Source organism: Pseudomonas sp. JL27(2026) (assembly GCF_056933555.1).
In genome coordinates, this window is record NZ_CM167794.1 from 2174904 (window position 1) to 2191251 (window position 16348).

Below are 16348 nucleotides of genomic sequence, written 5' to 3' on the forward strand. Positions count from 1 at the left end.
GGTAAGAGCTTCCACAGCGTGGGAGCTCGACCGTTTACTGCTCTACTGTCCAAGCTGTAACTAAGTTGATAGAGAGTTTTCATATTCCGGAATTCGAATAGCACGGCCTGGGATGTACTCAATGTAGCTACGTTTCAGTCTGCACTCCCTGGGCTTAAATAACGTATCAAAAATAGCGTCGAGGAGCTCAAGGATTTCCTGAATCATTTTCTGGACTTCATAGTCCCTAGCTGTGAACTTGACGTAGATCGGGCTCCTTCTCTTTCTTGAAGCTGTAACGAATTCATAGTAATAGGTTCGAGCTCTTTCTTGTTCTTCGCTATCTCTTCTTGCAATTTCTTCCTGAAGTTCTGAAATGGTTTCTGGGTCATAGTTAATTCCTTCTTGTGTAATTAGTTTGTGCCACGTCAACCTTGAGCGTTTTAGCTGCCTGCCGCTTATGTGTTTGCCGTCAAATTCAAACGAAATGCCCTTTGGTTGGCCTTCGTCGTTCAAGGTCAGGTTGATATAGACCTTTTGCTTTCTCAGTGATCTTACGAAGTCGAACATGTCTCCATTCCGGGCGTTTGTTGCTTCGATGGCGCCCGCGATCTTCGCGATCATCTTGTGCTTCAGGGGGAGGTCATTGTCACGGATCGACGCCTGGAGCTCTGCGTGAGTGATCGAGACGCCCCAGGTGTCTTTTGGTCTTGGCGCCTTGGTGAGTCCGAAGCGATCTTCTATGCCCGACACTGAGTCCAGGCTGATACTTCGCTCATTGCTGTCTTTGACCATGGAGAAGTCATCGTTGAGCCTGATCCTGTTGGCGACGATGTGGACGTGTTGGTGGTCTTTGTCTTGATGCATTACAGCGACGTACTGAGTCATTTCGTCGAAGCCTAGGTCTGTCATGTACTTTGTGATGGCCTGGCGCCACTGTGACGTTGTTAGAGACTCACCAGGGCGCAAGGACAGCATGGCGTGGAAGACCGGCTTAATGCCCTTCTCGGAGTCGATGGCGAAGCGCCTGAGCGTCTCTACCTGATCGAACTCCCTGATCATCTCAGACAGGTCTGTTTCGTTGCCTTGCAGGACGCCTGGCAGAGGATCGCGGCTCATGGTGTTGAAGCCTATTGTCCGGATACCGCTGATTTCATGGTCGTGCTTCGTGCAGCCGAAAATGTACCTGATGCGGTTCTTGAATGACCCTGCGGACTTAGGAAAGATCTTGCCAATCATTTCATACCCCCAAGATTCACTTGAGCGATGTACTTCACTTTCTCAAGCAGTTCGGAGCTTGGGCGGTCGGCGTTAATCATTGATGCCAGATTCATCAGCTCGCGGGCGATCTGGACGACATTCTGGCCGACTTTGGGCTTTACCTGACCGTTAGCAACGAAGTCACGGATAAAGGCACCTGCGGACTTATAGCCTGCCTCAGTGACTTTGGCATTCAGAGCATCGAGCTCAGTTTTGTTTAGTCGCAGGGTGATGCGTGATTCTTTGGTTTGTCTCTGAATAGTTTTCATCTTGGCTCACCTTTTATTGTTCTAGTTATCGAACCCTTTAACGCAACACCCTAAGGGATGTGAGTATGTAGCCTTACTTGTCTGACATAGACACATCTGGCTAAAAAGAAGCTCTAGATCTATTGTGCAAAAGGAGCTTTAGGTGGATCTAGTGGTTTTGCTAATTATTTTTATTTATTTGCTTGTATACCTAAATCTTCGCAAGGTGTGAATGCGAAATCGCAGTATTGGAGTGCGAAATCACTCTAGTCGAGTGCGGCTTTACTTTGGGTAAGTGCGGAGCTCGCAAGGGATGAGTGCGAAATCGCAGAATGGTCTTGCGACTTCGCTTTGACAGTAAGCAGTATGGAGGGTATATCAGTTGTAGAAGATTATACTTGGGAATATACCAGTCTCTTTACCTTCTTCAACGATACTGTCAAATGGATCAAAGAACTTCTCTGGTGTACTGAGCTTTGCTGTCCATGTCACAAGCTCTGGATATCCCATTACGTAACATGAAGAATCCATTTCTCTACCCAGCCCAAGAACTCGTTCCGAGTAGCTTTCCCATTCATTGATGAAAGTTTCCTGGACAACTATAAGGTTTCGGATCACTTTGTCGTGCGTTTCAATCTCAAAGATATCTTCGCCAAAATGAAACTGCAGGTTCTCACCACGTCTCAGGTACTTAATCGCTCCTCTCGTTTGATCAATAGCTTTATCAAGAGCCTTTGAAACTGTCGAGATCTTTCTTTTTAGAGTTCGATCTAAGGACTTCTCCGTGTTTGGGCTGTCCTTGGCCTGAATCAGCAGCAGATATTCATCGGAGGCAACTAAAACGTCGACGAACTCTTCATTGTTATCTGTGCGAAGTGGGTTCAGGAATATTGAGTCTTCATGAAATACTTTCTGAAGTAGCTTAACAATATCCATCTCTTGAAAGCTACCTGGCTCTAGCCTCTCAAGGGTCGAGTGGCTCACAGATGGGCCCTTTTGAAACAGGTTGTTCATGGGTACTGCGTCTAAAATGAATAAATCCTCGACCATAAGTGGTTCAAGGAAATTAACCTTGATCGAGTTCTTATCATCCTGAAGCGATCTACGCATGAACCAGTGATTAGTTAAGTCACGAATTTCATAAGCAGCCTCAAGGCTTGATGGGGCAAGCTTGTATTGGCTTTTGTCGAACTCTGCGAACTTTGTGTTCTGCGACCTGTAGCCAAGAAGTTCGCGATTGTTGTCGTCAAAGAAATGAATGTCGAAGCTTTCCGATGAAAGCAGGTCAAATATGGATTGTCCCATTTCATCGTCTAGTAGGGGAGTAACAACCATCAGTGGGTTAAGCTCATCATCTTCATATGTAGTGACTAGGCCGTGGTAAGTCTCTCCGTTCATCCGACATGGGGCTAGATAGAACCCGATGCGCTGCTTGGCTTTTGCGGCTAGTACGGCCTCCTTGGGCACTTTGATTATGAGGAGGAACGTACCTTCCTTGTCGTTTGCAATCGTACTTATCCCGTGATGTAGGTCTCTCACGTGCTGCATCAGATGTGGATAGCGGATGGTCAGCATTGTGTCTCCATGAGGCTGGCATATATCAATGTGCCACTACTCATAGCATGAAAGTGGCAGCTATTCACTGTGCAGGAGAGGGGAAAAGTAGGTAGTGCCAGTCGGTAGTGCCATGGCTGGAGGGACTTGCGCTCATCGTGGAGTCCAATCGGTATGTCCAATATTTTCGCTGTCAGGGTAGGTGGGCGGTATCGATGTTTGCACACAAAATGTACACGATCACAGCAAACCCCAATGAATTCAGGCTTTGGTGATCCAATCCATCATGGGCGCAACGCTGAAGCGGCGGGAGAGGGCTTGGGCTGTGGTGGGTACGGTCGATTGGGGCATTGGGTATCTAAATCAGGGGAGAGTGAGGCGGGGGTAGAGTTTATCAGGGATGAGAGGGCGAGGGTGTGAGGCTTGTGTCTCGCAGGAGGAAAAACAGCGGGTTCTGGCGGACTGTTTTTGCGTGGTTTATTGGACGCTGCGCCAGCCACTTTCCGTCTGCCCACTCACCCGTTTCTGGCGGTCCTGCGACCTTTATTCCAGGCGGTCGTAGGACTCCATGATGTCTTTCCAAATGTAGGCGTACCTAAGTCGAAGCCAAGCTACCAATACCTTGTCGAGGTTGCGACGCCACCAACTGTCATTTCTTGCTTTGAGTATTTCCTCAATTGTGGAATTGAGCCATTCCTCATCAAAGCCTGTCCATATGGGAGGGGTCGGTGTCATGAAGTTTGTATAACATGCTGGAGCAACTTCAGAATAAAGGATGTCCTTGATTGTTGCTAAGTCGTAACCTTTAATTTTTCTTGCGATGTAGGCGTAGCTTACTTCGTTGTCAACGAAAGTTTCGGATAAGACAGACCGGATTTTCGATTTTTCTTGCGGTGTCAGAATATGTCCCAACGGGAAAACTCCTCAAGCTCTTCGTCGAAAGATTCCGTTACTGCACTTCCCGCAATGCCTCCAGCAACACTACCAACCAATACAACTGCTACGGCACAAGCTGGGGCAGCGGGGCCACAAATCGCTGACACCCCTAGACCTGCGAGTAGGCCGCCGGCTGCACCACCGCCAATCATCAATCCCTGCTTAGCAGTTTCCTTAACCTTGTTGTCAGCATTAAGTATCTCGTAAGTTGCAAGCGTGGCTGTCAATAGAAGTCCAATTTTTCCGATGACTTCCATCTGTTTGGTTATTTTGCTGAACTTGTGATTATCTTTGCCTGAATTTGAAAGTATCTCATAATGGATTTTGGTTTGTTCGGTGCTGGTCAGTTGGTTGTAGTTCTTTTGAAATAGCTCATCTGAGTATCTGTCGAGGAGTACGCTTAATGATTTTGGTTTCTTTTTTATCGCTTCGGCCACGGCAACGCCTTGAGCTGAAGTGAATTTTCGATGCTCGAACATGATCTTGTTGCGCATTTCGTAGCTGAAGTTATAGCCATCCTGTACGCTGACTTTGCCGGCTCGAACGTCCTCAAGAATCTGATCCGACATTCGCCGAATACCTGCCATGTATTTGGTTCGGACTTTTGCGTCGGAAATTGCATCTGCTGAAAAGCGATAGGCGGCACCTTCCATTCCAGCAACTGCCATTTCAAGTGGGGAACTTTTTAAAGTGTGTTCACTTTTTAAGACATAGCTGCCAGTGACTAGGTTTGGTTCGCTCATGAGAAATCCTTATCCCAAAATATCTTTCAATAAACTATCGGTGATAGAGTCCGAGGAGGTGCTTTTCTGAACTTCAAATTCCAGCGTATGGCAGGCTTTCCCTGTGGGATTCGGAAACCGCACGCTATTATTTTTATCGAAAACGCTAGGCATTGAAGAGCCATCCTCAAAGTGTGCGATGCATGCGAAGCCTTCATAGCTCTCAGTCGCAGGAATCCGAAAGCCAATCCAGCTCGCCAGCGTATTCATGAATGAGGGTGCGGTGAATGGCGCGGGCGTATGGGAGTCACCAATAATCACCGTGCCCGAACCGCCGATCACGATGTTGCCGTGAGCACCACCACTATCAATGGTCGCTGCATTCTTGCCGTTTATGAACACTGTCGCGGCAAGACCGGACACCAAAGCACTGCCGCAGGTGCAGGTGTCACCTTGGCGAGCAGCTGGCAGCCCATCGAAAAATACGTTAGGGGAACCCACGGCAATTGGGTTAGTGCCATGCCCAGGAATAGGGCAGTTGGTTGGGTCGGATTGACGCGCGGCGGGCTTCGCCATGGTTGACTTCCTGTCAAGAACACTCGGTAGAGTGTCCGACTGTACCAGATTAGTGCGCTATCGCAGCCCGTCAGCAGGCCAGCTTTGCTTGGTGGCAAATTTATCATCCGTCATAGATGGATTTCAGATTGTAGATTGCCCATCGTTAGGGTTTCTGGCAGCCACCGAGAGTCTCGGTTCGGTTACTGACCTGAACTCCCGGCTACTCGATCAGATCGAAGTCCTTACGTTTCTTGGGATCTGTAGTACCACCGCGGCAATTATGGCCTCGCATAGGATTCAGCATGGGCAGAAATACCAGACCCTCAGCTTCGAGCGCGAATGACAGGGCCTGCATGGTGACTGAACGCAATGTTCGGTTCCCGGCTTCAAGGTCTCTAATAGCCCCAACTGAAACACCAGAGCGGAAGGATAGTGCTTCTACTGACCAGTCGAGCATGGTCCGAGCGGCGGCGCAGTGGCTCCGCGAAAAGGCCAGCGGAATATCATCGATGGAGAAATCAGAGCCCCATTCGATTCCCGCTTGCTTCAGCGCTCTGATCTGCTGCAGGTCGATAATTTTCCCCGGCATTGCACAATCTCCTGATAACTGTTTATTCATACAGTAAAGCACGGAGCGCAAGACGATGATAGTGCGTCACGTTGAACCTGGACGAATCGCCGTGGTTCAGAAGTGGGAGGGGCGTGAAGTTAATTATGTGGTGATCGGCCGGTGTAGTGGTCTAATGAAACCGGACACCCATTTAGGCGAGAATGCTCGCCAGATAGAGGTGTCTGATGACCAAGCAACGTCGTTCCTTTTCAACCAGTCCCCAGCTGTTTCCGCCCCCATCAGCCACATCTTCACCGTTGCTCCCAATATCGACACCGAAACCCTGCTGGTCCATGTCTCCGAAACCCTGGCCTCTTTGAACGCCATCACCACAGACCTGGCCTTTGAGCTTGAAGGGTCACGCCGTCATGTGGCGTTGGCCATGCAGCAGTTGGTGGTGCTCGGTGAGTTGTTGGTGAACCGGGCGCTGGAGCATCTCGATGTTCCCGACGCTGGGCCCGGCACTTGCCACTGAGTGTTCGCGTTCGTTCATTCAATGGAGGTTCTGCCATGGCTCGATACATGCCGGTTACCGGTATTGACTGCACTATCCCGTCCTTGTTGATTGACACCGAAGCGCCGCTCGATGTGTTGCACGACACGGCGGCGTACCGTATTCGCTGTGTGACGCAGTTGTTGGAAACCCTTTCCCTGGGTGAGGGCGTCAGCCGTGATGCGTTGCTGTTGCAGGATTTCGCGCGGGTGTTGGCGGTTCCACTGCGCGATGGCTGTGATTTGATGGATGTGGTGGGGCGGTGCTTGCAGGCGCGGGTTTCGGCGCTGTAACGAAATTGGGCGACCTCAAGGGGTCGCCCATTGGCTTAATAATCGCTTAGTTCAAACTCAAGCCCGATGCCGACTTCATACAGTACTTCTGTTACACGGTTGTAAAAGCGCTCTCCCTGCTCCGGCAGTTCGTATAGGGCGGTTACCCGGATAATGGGGGATTTGCCGAGCGCTCCGGGAATTTCAGTGTAGATCTCACCGCTTTCGATGAAGGCAACATAGGTATTGAGTTTGTCCTGCAGCATCAGCAGGTGTTCACCTTGCTCGGCCTTATCGCCCCATTCCAGGTGGTCGGTGATCACCAGTAATATCGTGTCCGGGTTTTGTTTGGGGATGACATAGAAGTCAATAACGGTGGGGTCTGTGATGGACATGCCTGCTCCTTCAGGGGAGTGGTCGCAAGTTTCAAGCTCAGTGGTGGAGTTCGAGGGCGGGGCGGATCACGGTTACTTTAACCGTTGTCTGACCGGTTACATGCGAGCGGTGTGGCGCGCGCCCGCTGGATTTCGGAAAAACCTGCTCTATGATTTGTGGTTTGCCCATCGTCCCTACTATCAGGCAGGTTCCCATGGCCACAGCGCTTCTGATTATTGATGTTCAACACGTGCTTTGTACGGGCGAGTATGCGGTTTTCGGGATCGGGCGGGTGCTTGAAAAGATCAATGCCGTCAGTGCGCAGGCACGTGTTGCCGGAGCCCCGGTGATCTTGATTCAGCATGAAGAAGAGGGCGGGCCTCTTGCGTTTGATACCGAGGGTTGGCAATTGGCCGAGGGGTTGGAGGTGTCACCGGAAGATCTTCGGGTGCGCAAGACCACGCCGGATGCGTTTCATCAGACAACGCTGAGCGGGCAGCTGAAGGAGAAGGGCATCACGCAGTTGGTGGTGTGTGGCATGCAGAGTGATTTTTGTGTCGACTCGACTGTCCGACGCGCCTTGACGCTGGGTTATGACGTGACCCTTGTTGCGGATGCGCATTCGACGATTGCGAATGAGGTGCTCTCGGCGGCGCAGATCACGGCGCACCACAATGTGACGCTAGGTCACATGACCAGCGCCGCAGCGCGGATCGATGTGGTCCCGGCCGACGCTGTGCGCATCGGGCGCTGACCGGAGGCCGTTTGGGAGCTGGGCCGCTCAAGGCCCTTTCCCAACCAGTTCACTGAACGCTTCCAGCTCACTTTTCTCCAGGTCCGACACCACGATGAACCGCATGCGGTCCCGTTCCCACGACACGATGTTGTAGCCGCGAATCGACTCAACCTGTCGGGCTGTATCTGCTTGTGCTGTAGGCAAGATGAACACATTGATGATGTGCTTCGCTCGTCCATAGGTCAGGGCGGCGGTGGTCTGGTGTTGCAGGTAATCCAGTCGCCCGCCCAGCAGCGGATAGCCTTGCGCCGAGTAGTCGAACACCGGCGGGGCAAAGTCGAGCTTACCGGTGAACCAGGGTTTGACGGTGTGACGGTCGGAGGAGGCGACGTCGTTGAGGTGGTCGCCCATCAGCGAGCGAACATGACTCGACACGGCCTCGTCCAGCAGCGGTTGTTCGCTGGAGGGCGTGGCGATGTAAAGCACCGCCGCGAGGGCCAGCGCGCTGGCTGAAAATGTAGGGGCGAGCCACTGGTACAACCGGCTGAACGCGCGGGGCGGTGGCGAAATATTGGCAAAAATGCTGTGGGTTAATGACGGCGGTACCGTGTAGTACGGTGCCTGCCTTTTCACGCTGGCCATCAGCCGTTGCGCTTCATCGTGCAGGCGTTTGCACTCGGCGCAGCCCGCCAGGTGCCGAGCCACATTCGCTGCGGCTACGGTGTCCAGTTCCTGGTCCAGGAAGCCGTGAATCAGTGTTTGGCAAGCGGTGCAGTCGAGGTCATTCATCGTCGTGCAACTTCAGTAGTTCAAGCTTGAGCAGTGCGCGGGCGCGGGCCAGTCTGGACATAACGGTGCCAATGGGGATATCGACCACCAGGGCGATGTCCTTGTAGGGCATGTCTTCCAACTCCTTCAGAACAATCACCTCGCGAAAGGCCGGGGGCAGGGCGCTCAGGGCGTGCTGGATCAGTGCCGCGTTCTCGCTGTGGATGGCCAGCAGCTCCGGGGTCTGGTTGTGGCTCAGGGCAAGGTCGTCCTCTGGCAGTTCATCGCCGATGGCAACCCAGCGCTGGCCTGCCGAGGCCTTGAGCCAGGTGTAGCTTTCGTTGCGCACGATGGTCAGGAGCCAGGCCTTGGGATTGCCGTCGGTATAGCGATCGAGAAATCTGAAGGCCCGCAGCGCACTTTCCTGTACGACATCGCGTGCTGCAGCGTCGTTACCCGTCATCCAGCGTGCGAGGTTGTAGGCCGCGTCCATGTGGGGCGCAAACAGTGCCTCAAATCGCTTCATTGTGGTTCCCGCACCTTGGCACCCCTATAACCGTGAAACCATCACTTTTATTCCCGCAAAAGATTTAGGGATGGCCCGGAATAAAACCCCGCGCCATCCGGTTTACCTCGTGTCAGCTACATCACTGTAGACCGCTACCGAGGGCGTACCGATGAACATTCATTCAAAACACGAACGGCGTACCGACGGCCCCCTGAGCCTTGACCGCCGAACGTTACTCAAATGTTCGGCCTGGGCCGGTGCCGGCGTTATCTGGGCCCTGAGTGGCGGTATTCCACGGGCCTTTGCGCTGGATGACGCCGGCAATGTGTCGGATCCCAAGGCGCTGGCCAGCACTTTCCACTTCGTGCAGATCAGCGACTCGCACATCGGCTTCAATAAGGAAGCCAACCCCGAGCCGCTGAAGACCCTGCAAGTGGCCATCGACAAGGTCATCGCGCTGCCCAAACGGCCGTCACTGATCCTCCACACGGGTGACATTACTCACCTTTCCAAACCGGAAGAGTTCGACGCCGCTGCCCACCTGCTCAAAGGTTTGCCCGCGACAGTGCATTACGTGCCGGGCGAGCACGACACCCTCGACGAGGGAGGTGGCAAGCTCTATCTCGAGCGTTACGGCAAGGGCACCAAAGGCAATGGCTGGTACAGCTTCGACGACCATGGAGTGCATTTCATTGCGCTGGTGAATGTCTTCAACTTCCAGGCTGGCCACGAGGCGACGCTGGGCGCTGATCAACTCGCCTGGCTGGCCGATGACTTGCGCGCCGTCACAACAAGTACGCCGATTGTGGTGTTCACCCATATTCCGTTATGGACGATTTATCAGCCTTGGGGCTGGGGCACGGAGGACGGCGACCAGGCCATCGCCATGCTGCGCCCCTACGGTTCGGTGACGGTGCTCAACGGCCATATCCATCAGGTCATCCAAAAGGTCGAAGGCAACATCACGTTTCACACCGCACGCGGGACGGCCTATCCGCAACCGGCTCCTGGCGCGGCGCCGAACCCCGGGCCGATGACGGTGGCTGCCGACCAGTTGCGCAATTACCTGGGGATCACTGACGTCAAGGCCACGCAGGGCGATCACCCGCTGGCGCTGATTGATTCGACGCTGGTTTAGGGGGAGGGCACGGTGATGAAAACCCTGCTCAATGCCTTGGCCCTGGTCAGTCTGGCGATGGTGATGCCGGCGTGGGCCCAAGAGGTGAAAGTCGACATTAAGGAGTTCATGTTCGGGCCGAAGGATTTGACCGTTACCGTGGGGACGAAAGTGACTTGGGTGAATGACGATCAGATACCCCACACGGTAGCCGAAACCCACAAGGTGTTCCGCTCGGGGGCGCTGGATACCCATGACAGTTTTTCGTATGTGTTCACCACGCCGGGAGAGTTTGAGTATTTTTGCGTGTTGCACCCGCAGATGGTGGGCAAGATTGTGGTCAGTCAGTAAGGCCTGGGCAGTTCCTCGGCAGGGGGTATCTGGGGCTAGAGGGTGCCGATGCGGTCGAGTTCGCGCTTGAGTGCAGCGGCATCGAGGCGTTCGAAGGGCAGTTGGAAAAAGGCGCGACAGCGGGTTTCGATGGTGGCCAGTGTGGCGTTGAAGGCTGCGTTGATATGAGCCTCGCTGCCGGTGACGTCGGAGGGGTCTTCGAGCCCCCAATGGGCTTTTAGCGCGGGGCCGAAGTACACCGGGCACGCTTCACCGGCAGCCTTGTCGCACACGGTGATGACGATGTCCGGTGGGCTGTCCGCAAAGGCCTCGTTGCCCTTGCTGCTCAAGCCGTCCGTGGCAATGCCGGCGGCCTGCAAGGTGGCCAGGCTGCGCGGCAGGACCTGGCCTTTGGGGAAACTGCCGGCGCTCACCGCTTCGAAGCCTGGCGGGGCGAGGTGGTTGAACATGGCTTCGGACAGGATGCTGCGGCAGCTATTGGCCGTGCACATGAACAGGACTTTCATCGGTTTCTCCGTCAGGCGTCGGGTCTTTATATATGGAATTCCGAATATACGAATTGTCGGCTGCCAGGTAAAGCACTGGTACGCACGCAATGGGTGTGATGGGCAGGGTATTACGGGGCGATGTTGACGAGGGAGGGCTTATCGCCCTTAACGAAAAAGGGCGACCTCAGAGGTCGCCCATTTTGTGATGCTTATTTTTTTGTTCCGGGCCTTAGAGCTCCAGGCCTTTTTGGATCACCGTGAGAAAGGTGCTCTCGCTGAGTTCAAGCGGCTCCGCGTGTGGCTGTCCAGAGGCAGTATTTGCCTGGATCAGCCATTGCGGCTCGCCGTGATCGGTCTCGGCGCGCAGCATCTGTATCTCTTTGCCTTTGGCCTGGATGTCGACACGGCCCGTGCCGCCCGTTATGAAGCGGGCGATGGGGTTGAGGGTGATGCTGTGATGGTTACCCTCAATCAGCAACTGGTCGATGGCGTAATTGAATGTCTCGCCGGTGGGGAGGCCTTCGAACACTCGCGTGGGGATGCGTCGGACGTTCAAGCCTGCTTCAATCAGCGGCTCCAGCCACGTTTCAAGCTGGCGATACATGTCATAGACCTGCGTAGGCCAATGTTCAATCGCCAGGTCTGCGGACGCCTCTGCATCAGCACGGGTGTGCTGTTTTTGCTTGAGGCTCGCGGCGAGTTCATCTGCCTTGCTCATTTCGATTCCCTATCGTGGTGTGAATGTTAGCGTTGCCACACCAAGGTACTTCAGTTGGGCGTATGAAGGCCAGAGCGAAAAAATGGAGGCGAAAAGTCGCGATTACGCAGCGTTTTTGCGGTGTAAAGCTATGGCCGTTGTCCTATTTTCTTGTCAGACGTTTAGTTGAAGGCGGTTGTGGCTGTGCTGTAAGCTTCGCGCTCGGCTTTCTCAAGAGCTGAACTAACACTCTGTTCATAAGTTGCTTTGGTTTTTAAAGTTGCCCGTTCTGCGCGCGCTAAAACTGAGTCAGGAACAGGGTTATTGGTATTGTTAGTGAGCCACTGGATAGTTGTTCGTATCCAGCTCAAGGAATGATATCTGGCCTGCCGACGTCGTCGGTTAACATACGTGTGAAACTTTAATATGTTCAAGCAAAGCATTAAGTCTGTTGTGTCCGTTGGTTTGGTATTGGCAGCGAGCCTGGCCTGTGCCGCGGCCCCTGAGAAGGTTGATCTGGGGGCGTTGTATGACAGCTACGTTGAACACAATCAGTCTTCGATGAACATGCCGCAGTTCAAGCAGGAAATCCTGGTTTCCGGGATTGTTCTGGGTGTTTCGAAGAACTTCTCTGGCGATCCTGTAATGAACGCCGGTGTTGCGGATTCTGATGAAGAATTGGCAAGGCTGACGGGCTTTGACGCAGATGAGTCGAAAAAGATGGAGGCGATGGCCGTCGGCACAGACTTCAACGCGGTCTGTGTGCTGGGGATGACCATGGGCTCGGATTTCATGGCGCTTTCTGATTGCGTGTTCAAGCAGTAAGTGCGCGTTAGAGCCTCTTTGGTAGCGTTGGCGGTCACCGCCTTCGCGAGCCTGGCGGTTAAAGCCCAGCCGCTGGATCAACGCGATTTGATCGAGCGGTTGACGCACTGCACTGCTTCCCTGCATGACGTCGTGCTGTTCAATGACCTGATTGAGCGCGAAGCACTGGCGCTGCCCGTTGCCTCGGATTTTACGCCGTGGGGTGGTTCGGCCTGGACCGTTGAGCCTGCGTTGTCGTTCGGCAAAGTAAGTTCGCCGGTGGTGGTAATGAATGACCGTCGCAGTTTTTTCCTGCGAGTGTCGTCCACTCAACCTGCCGTGGACATCCGCACGACCGCTCAACAGTTGCAACTGGTCAATACCAGCAGCAACGATGAGCCCAACGATTTCCGTAAGGTCATGGACGACCGAACGCTCCAGGCAATGGCCACTGGCGAGCCGGATAACTATTGGGTGGGGTGTTTCTACGATCAAACGGCCGTCGATCGCCAGTTCGACCAGGAACTCAATGCAACGCCCGAACGCATGAATGAAAAGAGCGCCCGGCTACAAGCCTTGGACAATGACCGTTAATGCCAGCCAGGTGATTCGACTTACCTGAGCACTTCATGGTGTGTACGTCATAAAACAAGGGCCCGGCTGGTTATGTTGTGTGCAACATAACCAGCCGGGCCCTGACTCTTTGTATCTCTCTTCAGCATCACGGGTGGGCATTCACCGGCTCATGGCCGATGCGTTACGCCTCGATGCATCAAGTACCCTCCTTATTCCGTGGCATTGTGCTTTTCTATACGCACAACCTGCACAGCCTGTTGTGAGCGTCATGTGGTTGAAACTTCCGTGTGACCAGAATCGTGGCTGGCCTTGATAGGCCGGTTAAAACAATGAAACTGCCGGGCGGTCCGGTCCCAAGGAGAGGGTTAATGAAAAATTTGTATGTAGGGTTCGCGCTCATTGTTGCGCTGACGTTGGGAAGCGTGGGCATGAGCGCTGCTCGCGAGTCGCAAAGCGGCAAACTAAAGGCGGAGTCCGTGGCGGGAGTGTTTGACTACTACTTGCTGACGCTTTCGTGGTCGCCGACCTTTTGCCTGACCCACAAGGACAACGAGCAGTGCTCGGGCAAAGGCTATGGCTTTGTGCTCCATGGGCTCTGGCCACAGTACGCCAAGGGTGGTTGGCCTGAGTCTTGCCCACCGATGGCGGCGTTGTCGCCTGAGCAAAAGGCGCAGGGGCTGACGCTGTTCCCGACGCAAAAACTGCTTGAGCATGAATGGTCCAAGCACGGCACGTGCAGCGGCCTCGGTGCTTCGGGGTATCTGGATGCGGCGGACAAAGCGGTTGCCACGGTGCAGATTCCGAAGCAATTGCAACCCTTCAGCTCCTCGTACTACTTTGAAGCGCAAGAGATTGCGCGGATGTTCCGCCAGAGTAACCCCGGCATTCCCGCCGACGGTATTGCGGTGATTTGCAAAGGCCCCGAGTTGTCGGAAGTTCGGGTATGCATGGACAAGGACCTGGCGTTCGGATCGTGTGGCAAAGGTGTCAAGACGCAGTGCCGTGCAGGTGATATTCGCGTGCCGCCGTCGCGTTGAGCCTTGGCTGGGTGCTGAGTCAAAGGCCTGCGGTCTGCTGATCGTAGGCCTTCATGATTTCTTTCCAGATGTAGCCGTAGCTGTATCGCAGCCAGGCCACTAACAGGTAATGCAGGTTGCGTCGCAGCCAACTGTTGCTCCGGGCCTTGATTGATTTTTCGATTTCGTCGAACAGCCATTCGTTTCGAAATCCAGTCCATACCGGTGGGGTGGGGGTTTCCAGGTTGCCGAAGCACACGGGCGCGACTTGCGAGTAGAGGATGTCTTTCACGGTGGGCAAGTCGAACCCCCGAATGCACCGTGCAATGGCGTCGTAGTCGACGTCGTTGTCGACAAACGTCTCTGCCAGGGCCACCTGCAGGCGTGCCTTTTCCTGGTCGGTCAGAGCGGATCTCAAGGGGTAATGTCCTCCGGTGCATCGTCGAGTAACGGTCGTGGGCACCCTACCTGAAAAATGCATGCAACCCTGAGAAGCGATTGTCGCAGAGGTGATGTTTGCCCATAGGTTCGCCAGCCATAACGGCCGCAAATCGTGAAACTTGAGCCGCCGTCCATCTGGCCGATTCTGGGCCTCAAGCCCCAATTGCCGGGCACCATTGCGTAGGCTAAGCTCGCCGAAATTAAGGGGTTCGGGCCTTCGTCCTTGCCTTATCCTTCCAGGATTGCGCTTTTGCCTACCCCACTTCACGACCCCCATTACGCCCCCGGCGGTCCTCTGAAACGCTTGCCGTTGCTCAAGGCTGCAGTGGCGTTTATTGCGACCGTTTGCTTGTGTCTCTGCGGTTTGCTTTACCTGCAACTGGAACAGTCCCGGCGCCATGATCTGGAATTGGCGCAAGTGGCGTCGGCGAACCTGACCCGCGCTATGGCGCAGCAGGCCGAAGACACGTTCGCCGAAGCGGATCTGGTGATCACAAGCCTTGTGGACTGGATTGAAGCTGACGGTTTTGGGGTGACGAAAACATCTCGTTTACAACGCACGTTTGCGCGGCGGGTGCAGGCATTGACGCAGTTGTACGGGTTGTTTCTGTTCGACAAAAATGGGCAGTGGGTGGTGACCTCGTTTGAAGAACTGCCCCGTGGGTCGGGGGCGATAGAACGCGAGTATTTCAAGTTTCACCAGCAGAACCCGTCATCGGCCGCGCACATCGGGCCGGCGATTCGCTGCCGGGAGAATGGTGAGTGGATTATTCCGATCTCCCGCAGGGTCAACGACAGCAACGGCCGTTTTCAGGGCGTATTGATGGCCGGGATCAAGATGTCGTACTTCGACCGGTTCTTCAAAAGCTTCAGCATTGATGACAATGGCGTGATGTTTCTGGCGCTGTCGGATGGGACATTGCTGGCACGGCGACCGTTCGAGGACCAGCGCATAGGCACCACCCTGGCCCGTGGAGAGATTTTCCAGCGGTACTTGCCCAATTCACCGTCCGGCAACGCGATGATCAGTTCGGTGATTGATGATGTGGTCAGGCTGTATGGCTATCGTCAGCTGAGTGCGTATCCGTTGGTGGTGGCGGCAGCGACGTCCGAAGACGCAATTCTCAAAGGCTGGTATGGCACCGCCTATCAGTCCACCGTGATTGTGGCGATGGTGCTGCTGGGGGTGGGGCTGTTCGGTTGGGTGTTCATTCATCAGGTGCGCAATGGCGAGCGCATCGAGGCGGATCTGCGCGCCGCGCAGGAAGCGCTGGAGCTGATTGCGACCCACGACAGCCTGACCGGGCTGGCCAATCGTCGGCTGTTCGAGCGGGCGCTGGAGGTCGAGTTTGCCCGAGGTGCCCGTCAGGTCAGCCCGTTGAGCCTGGTCATGCTCGACATCGATTTTTTCAAGCGCTACAACGACGCCTATGGCCACGTCGCGGGGGATCATTGCCTGGCCGAAGTGGCGCGTGCGCTCAAGCATTGCTGCCATCGCAAGGCGGATCTGGCCGTGCGCTACGGTGGGGAAGAGTTCGCGGTGCTGCTGCCCGATACCGACCTGCAAGGCGCCATGGCCATCGCCGAGCAGATCCGCCGCGCCGTGATGGACAAAAACATCACTCACTCAGGCTCGCCTTCGGGGTACGTCACGGTCAGCCTGGGCTGTTACTCATTCGTGCCCAACGGCCGCGACAGCATCGAAGTGTTCATTGAGCGCGCCGACGCGGCGCTGTATCAGGCCAAGCACTCGGGGCGCAATCGGGTTGCGGTGCTCTCGCGGGAAGGCAGTGTCGACGCGCTCATGCGTTCTGACCGTTGAGCAGGGCAGGGAGTGGC

At 54.6% G+C, this 16348-nt stretch carries 22 protein-coding genes; 9 read left to right on the plus strand and 13 right to left on the minus strand.

All coding sequences use genetic code 11. The features are described 5' to 3' along the window. Positions 1-60 precede the first annotated feature (60 nt). From AC1Z1G_RS09925 to AC1Z1G_RS09955, 7 genes are all read right to left on the minus strand, one after another. Positions 61-1218 (minus strand): relaxase/mobilization nuclease domain-containing protein, encoded by a 1158-nt coding sequence (locus AC1Z1G_RS09925; RefSeq protein ID WP_483626771.1) that lies wholly within the window; start codon positions 1216-1218, stop codon positions 61-63. After that, positions 1215-1508, minus strand: coding sequence for a plasmid mobilization protein (locus tag AC1Z1G_RS09930; RefSeq protein ID WP_483626772.1), 294 nt, complete (start codon positions 1506-1508; stop codon positions 1215-1217). The genes AC1Z1G_RS09925 and AC1Z1G_RS09930 overlap by 4 nt, the downstream gene beginning before the upstream one ends. Before the next feature lie 357 nt (positions 1509-1865). Further along, on the minus strand, positions 1866-3062 hold the full coding sequence (locus AC1Z1G_RS09935) for a hypothetical protein (protein WP_483626773.1): 1197 nt from the start codon (positions 3060-3062) through the stop codon (positions 1866-1868). A 522-nt stretch (positions 3063-3584) separates the two neighbouring features. Further along, entirely contained in the window at positions 3585-3953 is a 369-nt protein-coding gene (locus AC1Z1G_RS09940) for a DUF7079 family protein (protein WP_483626774.1), read from the minus strand. After that, positions 3938-4720 (minus strand): hypothetical protein, encoded by a 783-nt coding sequence (locus AC1Z1G_RS09945; protein ID WP_483626775.1) that lies wholly within the window; start codon positions 4718-4720, stop codon positions 3938-3940. The genes AC1Z1G_RS09940 and AC1Z1G_RS09945 overlap by 16 nt, the downstream gene beginning before the upstream one ends. A gap of 9 nt (positions 4721-4729) precedes the next feature. After that, complete coding sequence (locus AC1Z1G_RS09950) at positions 4730-5275, minus strand: PAAR domain-containing protein (RefSeq protein WP_483626776.1); 546 nt, start codon at positions 5273-5275, stop codon at positions 4730-4732. Positions 5276-5477: 202 nt separating this feature from the next. Next, positions 5478-5846 (minus strand): XRE family transcriptional regulator, encoded by a 369-nt coding sequence (locus AC1Z1G_RS09955; protein WP_483626777.1) that lies wholly within the window; start codon positions 5844-5846, stop codon positions 5478-5480. Between the two features lie 199 nt (positions 5847-6045). Here AC1Z1G_RS09955 and AC1Z1G_RS09960 point away from each other — a divergent pair, with 199 nt between their 5' ends. Beyond that, positions 6046-6342 (plus strand): DUF6124 family protein, encoded by a 297-nt coding sequence (locus AC1Z1G_RS09960; RefSeq protein WP_483627794.1) that lies wholly within the window; start codon positions 6046-6048, stop codon positions 6340-6342. 35 nt (positions 6343-6377) lie between these two features. Next, positions 6378-6653 carry a hypothetical protein gene (locus AC1Z1G_RS09965; protein ID WP_483626778.1) on the plus strand — a complete coding sequence of 92 codons (276 nt, stop codon included), beginning with the start codon at positions 6378-6380 and terminating at the stop codon, positions 6651-6653. A 35-nt stretch (positions 6654-6688) separates the two neighbouring features. Here AC1Z1G_RS09965 and AC1Z1G_RS09970 read toward each other — a convergent pair whose 3' ends face one another. Continuing rightward, positions 6689-7027, minus strand: coding sequence for a DUF6572 domain-containing protein (locus AC1Z1G_RS09970; RefSeq protein WP_483626779.1), 339 nt, complete (start codon positions 7025-7027; stop codon positions 6689-6691). A gap of 194 nt (positions 7028-7221) precedes the next feature. Between AC1Z1G_RS09970 and AC1Z1G_RS09975 the strand changes: the two genes are divergently transcribed. Next, entirely contained in the window at positions 7222-7761 is a 540-nt protein-coding gene (locus AC1Z1G_RS09975) for a cysteine hydrolase family protein (RefSeq protein ID WP_483626780.1), read from the plus strand. Between the two features lie 27 nt (positions 7762-7788). Here AC1Z1G_RS09975 and AC1Z1G_RS09980 read toward each other — a convergent pair whose 3' ends face one another. Both AC1Z1G_RS09980 and AC1Z1G_RS09985 read right to left on the minus strand, forming a co-directional pair. Further along, complete coding sequence (locus AC1Z1G_RS09980; protein WP_483626781.1) at positions 7789-8532, minus strand: anti-sigma factor family protein; 744 nt, start codon at positions 8530-8532, stop codon at positions 7789-7791. Then, positions 8525-9037 (minus strand): sigma-70 family RNA polymerase sigma factor, encoded by a 513-nt coding sequence (locus AC1Z1G_RS09985; RefSeq protein WP_483626782.1) that lies wholly within the window; start codon positions 9035-9037, stop codon positions 8525-8527. The genes AC1Z1G_RS09980 and AC1Z1G_RS09985 overlap by 8 nt, the downstream gene beginning before the upstream one ends. A 151-nt stretch (positions 9038-9188) precedes the next feature. Between AC1Z1G_RS09985 and AC1Z1G_RS09990 the strand changes: the two genes are divergently transcribed. Further along, entirely contained in the window at positions 9189-10157 is a 969-nt protein-coding gene (locus AC1Z1G_RS09990; protein WP_483626783.1) for a metallophosphoesterase family protein, read from the plus strand. 15 nt (positions 10158-10172) lie between these two features. Beyond that, complete coding sequence (locus AC1Z1G_RS09995) at positions 10173-10487, plus strand: plastocyanin/azurin family copper-binding protein (RefSeq protein WP_483626784.1); 315 nt, start codon at positions 10173-10175, stop codon at positions 10485-10487. Positions 10488-10522: 35 nt separating this feature from the next. On the opposite strand, the gene AC1Z1G_RS10000 is transcribed toward AC1Z1G_RS09995, so the two are convergent. Together AC1Z1G_RS10000 and AC1Z1G_RS10005 are read right to left on the minus strand one after the other, a co-directional pair. Then, entirely contained in the window at positions 10523-10993 is a 471-nt protein-coding gene (locus tag AC1Z1G_RS10000) for an arsenate reductase ArsC (RefSeq protein ID WP_483626785.1), read from the minus strand. A gap of 211 nt (positions 10994-11204) precedes the next feature. Continuing rightward, positions 11205-11693: a hypothetical protein gene (locus tag AC1Z1G_RS10005; RefSeq protein WP_483626786.1), complete on the minus strand. Its 489-nt coding sequence runs from the start codon at positions 11691-11693 to the stop codon at positions 11205-11207. Positions 11694-12098: 405 nt separating this feature from the next. Here AC1Z1G_RS10005 and AC1Z1G_RS10010 point away from each other — a divergent pair, with 405 nt between their 5' ends. The 3 genes from AC1Z1G_RS10010 (at position 12099) to AC1Z1G_RS10020 (ending at position 14089) form a co-directional block, all read left to right on the plus strand. After that, positions 12099-12497 carry a hypothetical protein gene (locus AC1Z1G_RS10010; RefSeq protein WP_483626787.1) on the plus strand — a complete coding sequence of 133 codons (399 nt, stop codon included), beginning with the start codon at positions 12099-12101 and terminating at the stop codon, positions 12495-12497. Then, complete coding sequence (locus AC1Z1G_RS10015; RefSeq protein ID WP_483626788.1) at positions 12498-13070, plus strand: hypothetical protein; 573 nt, start codon at positions 12498-12500, stop codon at positions 13068-13070. 350 nt (positions 13071-13420) lie between these two features. Then, positions 13421-14089, plus strand: coding sequence for a ribonuclease T2 family protein (locus AC1Z1G_RS10020; RefSeq protein WP_483626789.1), 669 nt, complete (start codon positions 13421-13423; stop codon positions 14087-14089). A 19-nt stretch (positions 14090-14108) separates the two neighbouring features. Here AC1Z1G_RS10020 and AC1Z1G_RS10025 read toward each other — a convergent pair whose 3' ends face one another. Then, a complete protein-coding gene (locus AC1Z1G_RS10025) occupies positions 14109-14486 on the minus strand; it encodes a DUF7079 family protein (protein ID WP_483626790.1) in 378 nt (125 codons plus the stop codon). Between the two features lie 273 nt (positions 14487-14759). Between AC1Z1G_RS10025 and AC1Z1G_RS10030 the strand changes: the two genes are divergently transcribed. Continuing rightward, entirely contained in the window at positions 14760-16331 is a 1572-nt protein-coding gene (locus tag AC1Z1G_RS10030) for a sensor domain-containing diguanylate cyclase (protein ID WP_483626791.1), read from the plus strand. The last annotated feature ends 17 nt before the right edge of the window (positions 16332-16348 follow it).

Bases quoted from the DNA above. Each gene is read 5' to 3' on its own strand.
- AC1Z1G_RS09930 (WP_483626772.1), bottom strand. From the start codon at position 1,508: ATGAAAACTATTCAGAGACAAACCAAAGAATCACGCATCACCCTGCGA.
- AC1Z1G_RS10020 (WP_483626789.1), top strand. From the start codon at position 13,421: ATGAAAAATTTGTATGTAGGGTTCGCGCTCATTGTTGCGCTGACGTTG.
- AC1Z1G_RS09985 (WP_483626782.1), bottom strand. From the start codon at position 9,037: ATGAAGCGATTTGAGGCACTGTTTGCGCCCCACATGGACGCGGCCTAC.
- AC1Z1G_RS10005 (WP_483626786.1), bottom strand. From the start codon at position 11,693: ATGAGCAAGGCAGATGAACTCGCCGCGAGCCTCAAGCAAAAACAGCAC.
- AC1Z1G_RS09965 (WP_483626778.1), top strand. From the start codon at position 6,378: ATGGCTCGATACATGCCGGTTACCGGTATTGACTGCACTATCCCGTCC.
- AC1Z1G_RS10000 (WP_483626785.1), bottom strand. From the start codon at position 10,993: ATGAAAGTCCTGTTCATGTGCACGGCCAATAGCTGCCGCAGCATCCTG.
- AC1Z1G_RS09970 (WP_483626779.1), bottom strand. From the start codon at position 7,027: ATGTCCATCACAGACCCCACCGTTATTGACTTCTATGTCATCCCCAAA.
- AC1Z1G_RS09980 (WP_483626781.1), bottom strand. From the start codon at position 8,532: ATGAATGACCTCGACTGCACCGCTTGCCAAACACTGATTCACGGCTTC.
- AC1Z1G_RS09935 (WP_483626773.1), bottom strand. From the start codon at position 3,062: ATGCTGACCATCCGCTATCCACATCTGATGCAGCACGTGAGAGACCTA.
- AC1Z1G_RS10010 (WP_483626787.1), top strand. From the start codon at position 12,099: ATGTTCAAGCAAAGCATTAAGTCTGTTGTGTCCGTTGGTTTGGTATTG.
- AC1Z1G_RS09925 (WP_483626771.1), bottom strand. From the start codon at position 1,218: ATGATTGGCAAGATCTTTCCTAAGTCCGCAGGGTCATTCAAGAACCGC.
- AC1Z1G_RS09955 (WP_483626777.1), bottom strand. From the start codon at position 5,846: ATGCCGGGGAAAATTATCGACCTGCAGCAGATCAGAGCGCTGAAGCAA.
- AC1Z1G_RS09995 (WP_483626784.1), top strand. From the start codon at position 10,173: ATGAAAACCCTGCTCAATGCCTTGGCCCTGGTCAGTCTGGCGATGGTG.
- AC1Z1G_RS09990 (WP_483626783.1), top strand. From the start codon at position 9,189: ATGAACATTCATTCAAAACACGAACGGCGTACCGACGGCCCCCTGAGC.
- AC1Z1G_RS09975 (WP_483626780.1), top strand. From the start codon at position 7,222: ATGGCCACAGCGCTTCTGATTATTGATGTTCAACACGTGCTTTGTACG.
- AC1Z1G_RS09945 (WP_483626775.1), bottom strand. From the start codon at position 4,720: ATGAGCGAACCAAACCTAGTCACTGGCAGCTATGTCTTAAAAAGTGAA.
- AC1Z1G_RS09950 (WP_483626776.1), bottom strand. From the start codon at position 5,275: ATGGCGAAGCCCGCCGCGCGTCAATCCGACCCAACCAACTGCCCTATT.